Source organism: Streptomyces tuirus, from assembly GCF_014701095.1.
Classification (GTDB): Bacteria; Actinomycetota; Actinomycetes; order Streptomycetales; family Streptomycetaceae; genus Streptomyces; species Streptomyces tuirus.
Genome location: NZ_AP023439.1, coordinates 3,181,164 through 3,194,140, shown reverse-complemented (window position 1 = coordinate 3,194,140; position 12,977 = coordinate 3,181,164). Strand labels below are relative to the sequence as shown.

Annotated in this window: 9 protein-coding genes and 1 CRISPR repeat array; of the genes, 3 read left to right on the top strand and 6 right to left on the bottom strand. The window is 75.1% G+C overall.

Annotated elements, in window-relative coordinates:
* The first annotated feature begins 14 nt into the window (after positions 1 to 14).
* From IGS69_RS14540 to IGS69_RS14530, 3 genes are all read left to right on the top strand, one after another.
* The gene (locus tag IGS69_RS14540) at positions 15 to 1,013 is read left to right on the top strand and encodes an ABC transporter ATP-binding protein (protein ID WP_190899883.1); all 999 of its coding nucleotides are present in this window, start codon (positions 15 to 17) and stop codon (positions 1,011 to 1,013) included.
* Positions 1,010 to 1,843 carry an ABC transporter permease gene (locus IGS69_RS14535; protein WP_190899881.1) on the top strand — a complete coding sequence of 278 codons (834 nt, stop codon included), beginning with the start codon at positions 1,010 to 1,012 and terminating at the stop codon, positions 1,841 to 1,843. Before IGS69_RS14540 ends, IGS69_RS14535 begins: the two co-directional genes overlap by 4 nt.
* An 86-nt stretch (positions 1,844 to 1,929) precedes the next feature.
* Positions 1,930 to 2,448: a YceI family protein gene (locus tag IGS69_RS14530; protein WP_190899879.1), complete on the top strand. Its 519-nt coding sequence runs from the start codon at positions 1,930 to 1,932 to the stop codon at positions 2,446 to 2,448.
* 88 nt (positions 2,449 to 2,536) lie between these two features.
* On the opposite strand, the gene IGS69_RS14525 is transcribed toward IGS69_RS14530, so the two are convergent.
* The 6 genes from IGS69_RS14525 to IGS69_RS14500 all read right to left on the bottom strand — a co-directional run bounded on the left by IGS69_RS14525 (position 2,537) and on the right by IGS69_RS14500 (position 12,716).
* Positions 2,537 to 3,463 (bottom strand): thiopeptide-type bacteriocin biosynthesis protein, encoded by a 927-nt coding sequence (locus tag IGS69_RS14525; RefSeq protein ID WP_190899877.1) that lies wholly within the window; start codon positions 3,461 to 3,463, stop codon positions 2,537 to 2,539.
* Between the two features lie 36 nt (positions 3,464 to 3,499).
* Positions 3,500 to 5,077 carry a nitroreductase family protein gene (locus IGS69_RS14520; protein ID WP_190899875.1) on the bottom strand — a complete coding sequence of 526 codons (1,578 nt, stop codon included), beginning with the start codon at positions 5,075 to 5,077 and terminating at the stop codon, positions 3,500 to 3,502.
* Positions 5,074 to 7,002: a TOMM precursor leader peptide-binding protein gene (locus IGS69_RS14515; protein ID WP_190899873.1), complete on the bottom strand. Its 1,929-nt coding sequence runs from the start codon at positions 7,000 to 7,002 to the stop codon at positions 5,074 to 5,076. Before IGS69_RS14515 ends, IGS69_RS14520 begins: the two co-directional genes overlap by 4 nt.
* Positions 6,989 to 8,179 carry a hypothetical protein gene (locus IGS69_RS35205; protein WP_408647923.1) on the bottom strand — a complete coding sequence of 397 codons (1,191 nt, stop codon included), beginning with the start codon at positions 8,177 to 8,179 and terminating at the stop codon, positions 6,989 to 6,991. Before IGS69_RS35205 ends, IGS69_RS14515 begins: the two co-directional genes overlap by 14 nt.
* A gap of 9 nt (positions 8,180 to 8,188) precedes the next feature.
* A CRISPR array of direct repeats spans positions 8,189 to 8,410; the repeat unit is 24 nt; unit sequence CACCGCCGGGTCGCCGGCGGGAGT.
* 620 nt (positions 8,411 to 9,030) lie between these two features.
* Complete coding sequence (locus IGS69_RS14505) at positions 9,031 to 11,643, bottom strand: lantibiotic dehydratase (RefSeq protein ID WP_190899869.1); 2,613 nt, start codon at positions 11,641 to 11,643, stop codon at positions 9,031 to 9,033.
* Positions 11,640 to 12,716: a hypothetical protein gene (locus IGS69_RS14500; RefSeq protein WP_190899860.1), complete on the bottom strand. Its 1,077-nt coding sequence runs from the start codon at positions 12,714 to 12,716 to the stop codon at positions 11,640 to 11,642. Before IGS69_RS14500 ends, IGS69_RS14505 begins: the two co-directional genes overlap by 4 nt.
* Positions 12,717 to 12,977: the final 261 nt, after the last annotated feature.

Sequence of the window (12,977 nt, the reverse complement as noted above, 5' to 3'; positions counted from 1 at the left end):
GTGGAGCGACCGCGGTGACCGCGGTGGCCGTCGAGGGCCTGCTCAAGAAGTACGGGGACCACGAGGCGGTGCGCGGCGTCGACTTCGCCGTCGAGGAGGGCGAGATCTTCGCCCTGCTCGGACCGAACGGCGCCGGCAAGACCACCACCATGGAAATCCTGGAGGGCTTCCGGCACCGCGACGGCGGCGACGTCCGGGTCCTCGGCCGCGACCCCGGCGACAAGGCCGACGGACGATGGCTGCGCGGGCAGATCGGGCTCGTGCTCCAGGACATCGCCGTGGAGCCGTATCTGTCGGTGCGGGAGACCATCGCCCGCAACGCCGGCTACTACCCGGCCCCGCGCGACGTCGACGAGGTCATCGCCCTCGTCGGCCTGGAGGAGAAGCGGGACGCGAAGGTCAAGGACCTGTCCGGCGGGCAGAAGCGGCGGCTCGACCTCGCCCTCGGCGTGATCGGCGACCCGAAGCTGCTGTTCCTCGACGAGCCGACCACCGGCTTCGACCCGGGCGCCCGCCGCGGCGCCTGGGAGGTCGTGCGGAGCCTGCGCGACGCCGGCACGACCATCCTGCTGACCACCCACTACATGGACGAGGCGCAGGCCCTGGCCGACTCCGTCGCCGTCATCGCCGCGGGCCGGATCGTCGCCGCCGGCACGCCCGACACCATCGGCGGACGCGACAGCGCCCTCGCCCGGATCCGGTTCGCCCTGCCGGCCGGTGCCGCCATCGACGACGTGCCCATCCCGGTCAGCGACGCCGAGGACGGCCTCGTCACCGCCGAGGCCGACGAGCCGACCGCCGCCCTGCACCGGCTCACCTCCTGGGCCCTGGACCGGGGCACGCCGCTGGACCGGCTGACCGTCGAGCAGCCCACCCTGGAGGACGTCTACCTGGGGCTGACCAGTGCGTACGCGGAGCAGGACGCCTCGTCCCCGTCCACCGAGCGGGGCAGCACACCGTCCTCGGCGGCGCGTGCCCGCCGAGGGCGCCGACCCGGACGGAGCCGACGATGACCAGCACCCTGCCCCCCACGACCACCGAGACCACCCGGCGGACCGACCGCGCCGGGCGCGAACGGCCCGACGAACGGGGCTCCCTCGCCCTGCTCGCCCACCAGATCCGCTACGAGCAACTGTCGTTCTGGCGCAACCCGCAGTCGATGGTGTTCACCTTCGTCCTGCCCATCGTGATCATCTCCGTCTTCGGCGCCGTGTTCTCCGGCAGCGAGGGCGAGGACTTCTTCTTCGGCCTGAGCGGCCTGCAGTACTACACGCCGACCATCGCGGCCGTCTCCGTCCTGGGCGCCTGCTACGGCCAGCTCGCGATCGTCCTCGCCATGCGCCGGCAGACCGGGGTCCTCAAGCGGCTGCACGCCACCCCGCTGCCCGCCTGGGTGTACTTCGCGGGCCTGCTCGTGCACTGCGTCGTCGTCAGCGTCGTCGACGTGGCGCTGGTGATCGGCATCGGGCGCCTGTACGGGGTGCCGTGGCCCGCCGACTGGGCGGCCCTCGCGCTCACCCTGGTGCTCGGCGCGGCCAGCTTCTGCGCGCTCGGCGTCGGCGTGGCCTCGCTGATCCGCAACTCCGAGGCGGCGCCCGCGGTCGTGCAGTTCATCCAGTTCCCGCTGGTGTTCATCTCCGGCAGCTACTTCCCGATCCACTCGGACGTCATGAACAACATCGCCGGGCTGCTGCCGGTGAAGCCGTTCAACGACGCCATGCTCGCGCCGTTCGCGCACCAGGGCGGCTTCCAGTGGAAGGAACTGGCCGTACTGGCCGCCTGGGGTGTCGTCGGCGCCCTGATCGCCGTGCGCAGCTTCCGCTGGGACCCGCGCCCCGAGTAGAGCGACCCGTCCCGACCATCGAGGGGGCCTCCCGGAGGCCCCCTCGGCGCTTGCCCCGCCCCCCACTCCCGGAAGGAACCCCCACCATGTCCCTGGACCACACCACCCGCCCGCACACCGCACCCACCGGCACCTGGCGCCTCGAACCGGCCGACTCCACCGTGGAGTTCACCGGCCGGCACTTCTTCCTCCTGCCCGTGCGCGGCTCGCTCCCGGTGCGCTCCGGTCGCGTCGAGATCACCCCGGACGGCCGCCTGGTCCGCCTCGACGCCACCGTCGCCGCCGCGGGCTTCGCGACCGGCAACCCCCGGCGGGACACGGCGGTGCGAGGCCCGCGCTTCCTGGACGCCGAGCGCCATCCCGAGCTGCGGCTGACCGGTGAGGGCCTGGCGGACGACCTGAGCCTCACGGCGCGGCTGGAGGTCAAGGGCCGTGCGACGCCGGTGACGTTCACGGTCGGCGAGCTCACCGAACAGGGCGAACGGGTCGTCGTACGGGCCACCGCCCGGGTCGACCGGCACGCGTGCGGCGTCGGTGGCATGCGTGGGCTGGTCGGAGCCGAACTGCTCGTGCGTGTGCGGGCCGTGTTCCTCCGGGAGGGATGAGCTGCCGCCCGCGGTACATGCCAAGAGGCCCGGCCGGTGAAGGGGAATCCGGCCGGGCCTCTGCGTGGGCGCCCACGGGCGCGGGGGATCAGCCCGCGGGTGCCGGGTCGGGGGACGGGGTCGGTGCGGGGAACACGTGGGACAGCCAGGCGTAGGTGCGCAGTTCCTCCAGCAGGCTCAGGCCGAGCCGGTTGTGGAGCATGTGCGCGTGCGAGAAGAGGATCATGCCCGGGTGGACCGGAGAGTGCCGCCGGATCTCGTCGGCGTGGCCGGCCAGGGCCTCGTACCAGTCGGTGAACGGGCCGTGGGCGTCCGGGGAGACAGCTGCCGAGGCGTGGTCCTGGTCGACGGTGATGGTCCGGTCCAGCAGCTCCTCGGGGTGCCCGGCGTCACGCGCCCAGGCCCGCCAGGCGTCCCGGCCGCGCGCGAAGTAGTGGGCCCGCTCCTCCGGGCCGCCGAGGGCGACGGCGGCGGACAGCGTGCCGCGCAGGGCGAGCCGTGCGCGGCGGGCCTCGGAGGTGACCAGCGGCGCCAGGCGCAGGACGAGTTCGCTGGAGCGGTGGAAGAGGGACTCGGCGGCCGGCATGAGGGCCGGGCCGCCGTAGCGCTCGTACTCGGGGTCGTAGTCGGCGCGGTGCACGCCGGGGGGCAGCAGCGCGTGGACGGAGGTGTTGACCCCGGTCTCCCCGGCGGCGGCGAGCCGGGACGCGCCCTGCCGGTACGCCTCCTCGGCGAGGGGTTCCTCGCCGGGTGCGAGCCGGCCCGCCTCGGCGAGCCGGTCCCGCAGGGCTCGCTCCACGCGCGTGTGCGCGTCCGTGCCCTCGGGCACGTCCGCGACGCGCAGCCGCAGGTGGGGCCCGGACTGCCAGTATCGGATGAAGAACCAGGGGGTGCCGGGCGGGAGTTCGGCGACCGTGGGGCCGATGACGTCCGTGAGGACGCGGTCGTGGGCGCTGCGGGCGGTGGTGCCGAGGTGCAGGTGCCAGGCGCTCCAGCGGTGCGGTGTGGTGGGCATACGGGTTCCTTGTCGTCCGGTCGGGTGTCGAGAGCCTTACGTGCGCAGGTCCAGCACGGCACCCCCGGTCTCGCGCGGCACGCCCACCACCGCCGACAGCACGATCGTCTCGTCCTCGCCCAGGCCGATGACCTCCTTGGTCTGGATCTCCTTGAACGCCCGGACCGGCCGGGCGAACAGCCCCTCCGCGGCGGCGGCCAGGCACAGTCCGTGGACCGCCCAGCCGCAGGCGTGCTGGGCGGCGCTCCAGCCGGCCGGGCCGAAGCGGGCGAAGAGCTCGCGGGGGCGGACCGAGAAGAAGACGGTGAGGGGGGCGTTGGCGATGCCGCAGCCGTTGACGGGGGTCAGTCCGTAGCCGTAGGTGGCCTCTAGGCCGGCGGGGGCGGTGGGGTCGTGGCGGAGCAGGTGTGCGGTGCCGTCGTGGACGCGGTGGATTCCGGGGGTGTGGCCGTCGATGTGCTGGACGACGGCGGTGACGGTGACTGCGTCGAAGGCGGCGGCGAGGGTGGGGTGCGGTGGGGGGACGCCGAGCCAGGCCAGGGCGGTGGTGAGGGTTCTGGTGGGCAGGGGGGTGAGGCACTTGGCCGAGTCCATGCCGTGGAGGGCTCTGGGCATGCGGCCGGAGTGGCGGTGCCAGAGGAGGTCTGACCAGGTGGGGGTGTGGGGGGAGTTGGGGAGGGTGGTGGGAACGGCGGTGGTCATGGGTGCGGGTGTGTGGTGGCTGGTCGCGCCCACGCGGCGGTAGCCGCATATCGAAGGCTGCCCCGCGCCCCTGAGGGCGTCCCTGTTGACGTCGATCACATGCCTCAGGGACGGATCCTGCTCAGGGGCCGGTGGTTCCGGCTCGGTCCGTCGGTGTACGGCGGGGGGTGGCTGGTCTACGTCGATCAGCCACGGCAGGGACCACTCCCAGGTCTGCTCCATGCCCAGCTCGCGCAGCAGCTCCGGGCCGTCCGCCGTCGGCGGTGTCAGTGTCGCCGGTACCCCGAACAGCTCCAGGCCCAGGCTCAGCGCGCGCAGCACCATGCCCGTTTCGATGGCCACCAGCGAGCCCCGGAACCACTGGTACGCCAGGGGTATCGCGGTGTAGCGGCCGGTCAGGGCGATGCGGGTGGGGGCGTTCGTGCCGGGGCCCGTGAGGGTGTGGCGGGTCGGTTCCAGCAGGCGCCAGTCGCGGCCGTCCCCCACGAAGGCGTGGACCGGGAACAGGCAGCGCGGTGAGGCGTAGGGGCGGTGCTCGTTGTACGGGTTCTCCGGCTCGCGGCGCAGGGGCGCGAACGTGGCGGTCAGGGCATGGGCCAGGGCGTCCGGTGAGGCCGGGCCGCCCGGGGCCCGGACCTGCGGGGCCGGGACCCGCGGGTACGGGAGCGCCGACAGGCGGTCCGTCGTGCCCGGTGGCAGCAGGGTCGCCGGTCCCGCCGGACGCGGTGGCGGGGGCGGCACATGGGAGTCGGGCGGCGGTGTGGCCGCCCAGGTCCACGGCGGCGGTTCCGGGGCGTCGTCGCCCGCGCCGTAGGCGTACCAGAGGGGCTCGCGGGCGATGCTGTTGTCGCCCTCGGGGCCCGGCAGGTCGACCGGGGCGCGCCGCGTCCACGGCTCGGCGGGGGCCGTCACGGGAACGGGTGCGGGTCGTAGGGGATCGCCCGGTGCTCCTGGCCCGTGCCGCGCAGGGCGGCGCGCAGCCGGGGCAGTCCGTCCAGGCGCTGCTGGGCGTGGCCGAAGCACATCGGCACGATGCCGGGGACGACGGCACGGGCGACCGCGATACCGGCGTCGGCGTGCTCCCTGCTGGTCTGGTCGACGATGACGATCCGGTCCAGGCCCGCCTCGGCGAACAGCGAGGCCACGTACCGGAGGGTGCCGCGTACGTCACCGCCGGCCGCGCGCTCCAGCCGTCCCGGCCAGTCCGGGAACGCCTCCTCCAGGGTGACGGCCGGACCGCCGAGTCCCGCCAGGGCGCGGTCGCGGGTCTCGGGGATGGAGGAGAAGCGGACGTGGTCCTCCAGCTCCTCCACCAGCCACGGGTTTTCGACCATCCGCTCCACCTGCTCGCGGGTCCAGTCGACCGGGTTGGTGACCAGCTGGGCGACCTCGCGCAGCGCGCCGCGGATCGCCGACTCGGGCTCGGCGCCCGAACCGGCGGAGGAGAAGGTCGCCGGGAAGGGGTCCTTCTCGTTCACGGCGATCACCCACACCACCGGCAGTCCGATGTCCCGGGTGGCGACCAGGAGATGGACGTCGTAGCCACGGGCCCGGATCAGCTCGACCATGGCCCGGCTGGTGGGGTCGGTGAGCGTGCCGACCGGGATGTGGGGGAGCGGTTCGGCCCGGTACCAGGACGTCAGGAAGGCGTCCCGCTCCGCCAGTTCGAAGAGGGAGTGCAGGGCGGCCTCTTCGTAATTGGCGCCGACCGCGCAGCCGCTGGAGCAGTCGAAGAAGTAGTGCCGCCGGTTCGCGGCCCCGGCCACGCGCGCCGCCCGCCGGTCCCGGCGGAAGGCGTACTCGTACTGGTAGAAGGCGTGGTCGGCCGGGACCAGCAGGGGAGTGCCGTCGGCCAGGTCGTGGCCCCAGGCCCAGTCCATCGGGGTGTCGGCGGTGAACGGCGTGGCTCTGCTGGTCGGGTGGGCGAGCTGCTCGGCGGTGTAGCGGCCGAGGCTGCCCGGGTCTACGGCCCGTTCGGCGACGTCGCGGTAGGAGCGGCCGGTCAGCAGGGGGATGTCGTAGGGGTAGCCGCCGAGCCGCTCGTACGCCTCCAGGACGGCGACCGGTTCGGTCTCCGTGAACGTACGGGCCCTGCCGTGCCCCATGGCCGGGGCGTCCGCGACGACGGCCATGCTCATCGCGAACGGGGCGTGCGACTCGCGCAGGATCGCGCGGACCGGCCCGAAACGGTCGTCCACGAGCCGGTCCCGCAGGAAGCCGGGCTCGACGAGCCGGCTCGCCGCGGTGCGGGTGGCGTCCCCGGGCACGGCGGGCCGGGAGCGCAGGGGGCGGGGCGCCGGGGGCCCGGTCGCCACCAGGTCCTCGGGGGAGGGGCCGCAGACCGGGCAGTGGAAGCTGCGGGCGATGCGGTGCCGGCGGGTGCCGCGGACCGTCACCGAGTAGGCCTCGCCCGGCGCGAGGGGATGGGCGGCGAGGTGGTCGAGGCCGGTGCGCAGGAGCTCGGGCAGGAGGGGGGCGGGGGCCGCGGGGACGCGAGTGGCCTGGGTGAGGTCGCCCACGAGCGGATGGTCGAGGACGGTGCGTTCGCGCACCTCGGCGCAGGCGGCGCAGCCCGACGTGGTGCCGGGCACCCACAGCGGGCCCACCAGGACCTCGTCGTCGTGGACCCGCACGGACAGGTGCGGGCCCGTCGCCCGGGTGACGCGGTCGCGCTCCCAGCCCAGGTCCCAGCCGAGGTTGACGGAGACGGTGGCCCCGGTGGCGCGGGCCAGGAGCGCGAGGGCGGGCAGCCAGTCGTCGTACGCCGTCACCGGCAGGGCGGGACCGGCCTGGACGACCGTCGACGGCTCAGCGGCCAACGGCTCAGTGGTCGGCATCGGTGGCCTCCTCGGCAGTCATGGGGACGGTGTGACTGGTCACCGGGCCGTGCCAGAAGGGGAGTTCGCCGAGCACCGGGTCGGTGCGCAGGGCGTGCCCCTCGTGGACGGCGCGGGCCGTGAGCTGCGCGCGCAGCGCCGCCCGGGTCGCGTCGTCCACGGTGAGCAGGGCGTCCGTGGAGAGCCGGCCGGCCGTGCCGCCGGTCTGCGCGACGGCCAGTGCCGTGCACAGCGCGGCGTACGTCGCCTCCACGGCGGTCGGGCCCCAGCCGGCGCCGAGCGGACGCCCGCCGACGGTGACCTCCGCCAGCGGCCAGCCGACCCCGTCGTACCGGGACACGGTGAGGACGGGTTCGGCACCGCCGGGCAGCGCCCGCAACTCGGCGGCGATGCGGCGGCCTTCGGTGTGCAGCGGGGCGTCCGTGTCGAGGACGTCCCCTTCCGTCCGGGCGAGTTGGCGCAGGGCGCCGTCCAGCAGCCAGTGCTCGCGGGTGAGGCCCGCCGCCGCGGTGCCGGACGCGTCGGTGGCGCGGTCGCGCAGGGCGGCCAGGGCGGCGGCGATGGTCGCCGTCTCCTGGTGCGCGGCCCACGCGGTGACCGTGCCCGTGCGGTCCGCCCGGTGCTCCGCCGCGCGCAGGGCGAGGGGCATCTGCGGCAGGTCCTCGCCCTGCGCGGAGGCGAACAGGCCGGTCCAGCGGGCGGTGAGCACACCGGCCGCCTCGAGCGCGTCCTCGGGAGCGGGGAAGGGTTCGGCGGGGGCGTCGGCGAGACGGACGGCGACCGCTTCGCTCACGGGGGCGCCCGTGACGGTGACGCGGTCGGCCGTCAGATCGGGGCCGTGCACGACGTGTGCCTCCCCGGGCTCCGCGACACCCGTGAGGGTGTCGGTCAGGAGCTGTGCGGCGAGAGCTCCCGCGAGGGAGTGGGCGATCGGCCCGGCCGCCGGTTCGACGCCCTCGGCCTCCGCCCAGGCCCTGGCCCGGTCCCGGAAGACCGCCCAGACGCCGGGTGCGACTCCGACGGGCCCGACCAGCACCGGCCCGGGCCCGAGCAGCACGGGCACGTGCAGCGTGCCGTCCTCCTCGGTCCACGTCCGGTCACCGTCGAGGAACTCGACGACGACCCTGGGCACGCCCTCGGTCGCCACGCCCTCGGTCGTCACGCCCTCGGTCGTCACAGGTGCCGTCACCGCCGGGTCGCCGACGGGAGTTGTGGCACCGTGTCCGTTCACCGCCGGGTCGCCGACGGGGGTTCGTGTACCGGGTGGGTTCACCGCCGGGTCGCCGGCGGGAGTTCGCGTGCTGGTTCCCTCCACCGCCGGGGCGCCGGCGGGAGTCAGAGGGGCGTGCACCGCCGGGTCGCCGGCGGGAGTCAGGGAATGGCGCACCGCCGGGTCGCCGGCGGGGATCAAGGCCCTGGGGCCGCCTGCCGATCCGCTCCTGCCGGACAGCAGGGCGGGGTCCGCGTACATCGCGGGGTCGCAGACCGGGACCAGGGGCGTCGGCGGTGTCTCCGGGACGGCCGTCGCCGTCACGTCGGCCACGCCCGCCCGGCGAAGGCCGCGCAGGGCAGGAGCCGTCGCCGTCGTCGGGCCGTGCAGCCGCACCCGGGCCCGGCGCAGACGGGCGAACGCCGCGTACGGGTCGTCGAGGCGGGCGGTGAGGCGGGCCAGCGTCTCGGCGTGCCGGGCGGCCAGTTCGGCCGGCGGCTCCGGCTCGGTGAGCGCGGCCTGGTCGAGCAGCAGGCCGTTCTCCCGGAGCTTGCCCAGCAGGTGCCGTACGGCGGGCCGGGCCCGCTCGGTGCCGAACTCGGCGACCAGCGCGTCCTCCGTCGTCCCTGCCCGCAGCAGCGGCACGCAGCCGTCCGCCACCGCGTACAGCAGCTCCGAGCCGCGCAGCACGAACTGCCCGCGGGTTCCGCTGAAGTAGACGCCCCCCGGGACGGGCGCGTAGTGCAGCCCGGGCCGGGCCACGAGCGGCTCGGCACCCGAGGCCGTCCGCGCCGGGGTCCTCTCGGCATCGGTCACGGTCATGACCGGACTCCTTCCGCTGCCCCGCCGTCGGCCGGGTGGTACTCGAAACGGCCCCCGGCCTCACGCGCCACCTCGAGCACCCACTCCGTGGCGTGCGTGCCGTCGGTGACGCCGGGCAGGGCCTCCTCCAGATAGCTCGTGCCGGCGCCGCGGCGCTCCAGCATCCGCGGCAGGACCCGCACCGCGAGCGCGCTGGACAGGTCGACGTACTGCGGCTTCTGCGCCAGGCGCTTGGACTGGACGTCGGGGGCGCCCACCGAGAGCGGGCCCTCGTCCTCCGGCGCCGACTTGATGACGACCTCCTCGGGGACGCCGTGGCGGGAGCGCCAGGCGGTCAGTCCGAGGAGCCGCTCGTGCTCGTCGGGCCCGGCGGCGACGGCCGTGTCCAGTTCGGCACCGCCGTACCAGCGGCGGCGCCCGATGAGGACGTCGCCGACCGCCATGCGCGGAGCGACCCGGGTGTGCTTGCCGTCCCAGGGGGTCGCCGCGTGCCAGGAGTTGGGCAGGCTGTTGAAGAGCCGGCCGCTGATCACCAGGCCGGAGGCGACCGACAGCGGCGGCGGGAACAGGCCCGGGTGGCCGGTGCCGAGCGGCAGCACCCGCAGCGGGGCGCCGTCGGTGTCCTCGACCCGCAGCGTGTCGGTCCCGGGGTCGTGCGCCAGGCGCAGCGTGAACCAGTCCTCGGCCGTGAGGCCGCCCGGCAGTACCGGCGTGTGCGCGTTGACGTTGAGGCGGTGCAGGCCCAGGTCCTCGGTGATGCGGGTGCCGTCTTGGCCGTAGAAGCGGTTCAGACGGTCGGCCAGGCGGGGCAGGGCGCGGCCGCCCTGGCGGCGGTCGGCCTCCAGGAAGCGCGCGTACAGCATGCCGTGGCCCGGCAGTCCGTCGTTGAGGACGAGGTGGTCGCCGGCCTGCTGGAGCAGCACGCCGTAGATCAGCGGGTCGCCGCGGAAGCGGTCGGGCAGCGCCCGGGTCAGCTCGGCGACGTCCGCCGCGGTGAGCCGCAGGGTGTCCTCACCGGCCTGGGCCGTCTTGGTGAGGAGGGCGTGCACCTCCTCGGACAGCTCGCGGCGCAGCAGGTACATGCGCTCCAGGCAGCCGTCCGCCGGTCCGATCCCGGACAGCGCGGCGGCCTGGCCGGTGCCCTCGGGCCCGTACACGGCGGCCATCGCGGCGGCCCGCCGGGAGACCTCCCCGACGATGAACGCCGCGTGCTCGGCCAGCGGCACGTTCGCCCCGGCCCCGAACCGCTCCACGAACGCGGCGGTCATCAGGACCCGTACGTCGTGCAGCCAGTCGAAGACGGTCAGGAGCTCCACCGCGGGGCCGAGGCCGGCCAGCGGGGCGTGCCAGTCGGAGGCCGCCACCTTGAGCGGCGGCATGACGTAGTCCTCCTCGACCGTGATGTGCGCGGGGCGGCCCGCCGCCTGGCTGAACCGGCCGAGATCGCCGCGCAGTCCGGCCAGCAGCGCGCCCCGCTCGTCGGCCGGGGCCTCGGTCACCCGGGGCAGTCCGGCGCGCACCCGCTTGGCCAACTCCCTCACCCCGGGCGGCTGCTCGGCGTCGGGAAGCGTCAGCAGGTCGTCGTAGTCGGCCGCGGCGGACTCCTCCTCGGGCCTGCTGAACGTGCACAGCACGCCCTGGTGCAGGGCCTGCCGTACGCGCCGCTCGGCCTCCTCGGCGGGGCAGCCGGCCCGGGCGGCGACATGCGCGACGACCGCCGGGAACCTGCGCGGCCCCATCGACAGCGCGTCGAGCAGGTCGCCCACGGGCCCGTCGAGCGGGACGGCGAGGCGGTGCATGCCCTGCTCGGAGAACTTCAGGAAGAACAGCTTGCCCGTCTCCGGGTCGGGGGCCGAGGTGGGCGGCATGCCCACCCACTGCGCGGTGAGGTCGGTGTCGTCGGTGGGCAGGCCGCCGAGGACGTAGTGGAGCATGACCCGGTCCAGGCCCGGCACGGCCCGCGCGCTGGTGAAGGGCACGTCGCCGGGGCGGACCGCCTCCGGGTCGCCGGCCGGGGCCGGTTCGGCGATGCCCACCGCGGTGAACCGGGAGAGCGGGCTGGTGCGCACCATCGCCCGGGTCACGTACTGGATCAGGCCGCGCTCCGACTTGCGGGTGCGGGCGGACACCTTGCCCGGGCCCTCGACCGCGGCCCGGTAGCGCTCGGCCTCCTGGTGCACCTCGGGGGCGATGAGCGCGAGGGAGCGCAGCAGGTCGCCGTCGCCCAGCAGGGCGGCCAGCCCGGCGCGTTCGCGGTCGGCCGCGGCCGGGTAGCCCTCGGTGATCGTGGCGCGCAGCCCCTCCCGCCCGGTCCAGGCGGCCAGCCAGCGGGCCACCGACGGGGTCGCTTCGAGGCTCTCGGGCGTCTTCTTGGGGGCGCGGCCGTTGTGGATGGCGCGGCGCAGCGCGATCAGCTCGCGCCGCTCGGCGTCCGAGGCGGCCGCGCCGATCCGCTCGTACAGCTCCTGCGAGCAGACCTCCGCGGCCTGGGCCAACTCGACTTCGGCTGCGGCTAGTTCACCGAGCAGGCGGCGCTGCTCCGGGTCGGCGAGGCGGGCCCTGCGCAGCGGGTTGACGCGCAGGAACCACTGGGGTTCGGGGCTGGTCATCGCGGGGCTCCCGTCGGTTCCGTGGCGGTGAGGCGCTCCCGCCAGCTGCTGCCGAGCACCTCGTCGACGGTCTCGGCGAGCGCGAAGCACATGTAGTAGCGCTGCATCGGCGAGACCGTGAGCAGGGGCAGCTGCTGGTAGAAGAGGTTCGTCAGCAGGCGGTAGGCGGCGAAGAACGGGGACGGGGTGCTGATCGCCCCCGAGCCGTGCACGGTCCGGTGGAAGTCGGTGTCCGGCTGCTCGCCGCGCGGCACCACCGTCTCCGCTCCGGGCGGGCCCATCCGGCTGCGGTCGACGCCGTCGGTGACGGAGTCGAGCAGGTCCGGGGTGAGCGCGCCGGTGGCGACCGCGTGGTCCAGGACCCCGGCGCCGTAGGCGAACGCCGTGCGCCACTGGGCCGCCGCCGGGGACACCGCGCCGTTCAGACGCTGTTCGACGACCTCGCGGATGCGGGGGCCCTCCTTGGCGAGGCGCTCCCGGAAGACCGGGCGCATGTCCTTGCGCGGGGCCGCCCAGGCGAGGAAGGCCTCCACGTGCGAGCGGGGCGAGAACACCCCGTAGGCCGGCCCCAGGGCATGGGTGTCGACGAGGGCGGCGAACGCCTCCGCGAGGCGGACCGTGCCGCTGCCCGGCTCCTCGGCCATCCCCTCGATCATCGTCAGCACCGGCGTCGCGAGGGCGCCGTACACGACCGTGCGCAGGGCGTCGAGACGCGGCTCCCGGGAACGCAGCGCGGGGTCGCCGGGCGCGACGCGCAGCACCGCGCCGTGCTCGCGCAGCGGCAGATACGGCGGCTCCACCGCTTCGAGACGGCCGAACTCGCGGGCCTGGTCCAGATACACCTCCTCGGTCAGCGCCCGGGCCGGGTCGAGGGGGCCGGCGTCCAGCGCGGCCCCGATCGCCGCCCAGTCGACGGCGCCACCGGGCGGCAGCGCGCCGGCCGGGGCGAGCACGTCGACGTGCGGTCCGTGCAGCCAGCCGCGCCGCACCTGCACGCCGGGCACGCCCCGCTCGCCCAGTTCGCGGGCGACCGGGACGACGTGCCGGGCCAGCCAGGCCGGAGTCACCGGCATCCGGGTATGGAGTCGCACCCCCGTCAGGCCGGCGGAATCCGGCCTCACGGCAATGCGCTCCGGAGCGTGAACCCCCATGTCCTTTCACCTTCCGAGAAGAGCCACAATGAATTCGTGAACCTGAATCCCATCATTGGTGCCGGGAATTCGAGCCGGAAGGGAAAAGGGTCCGGCGCTTACATACGTCATCGTTTCCGTGACGCCCGACTACCGGTCAGGAGGGCGGAATGTCGTATTCCGCTTCGAGGGTGCCGGCGGGCG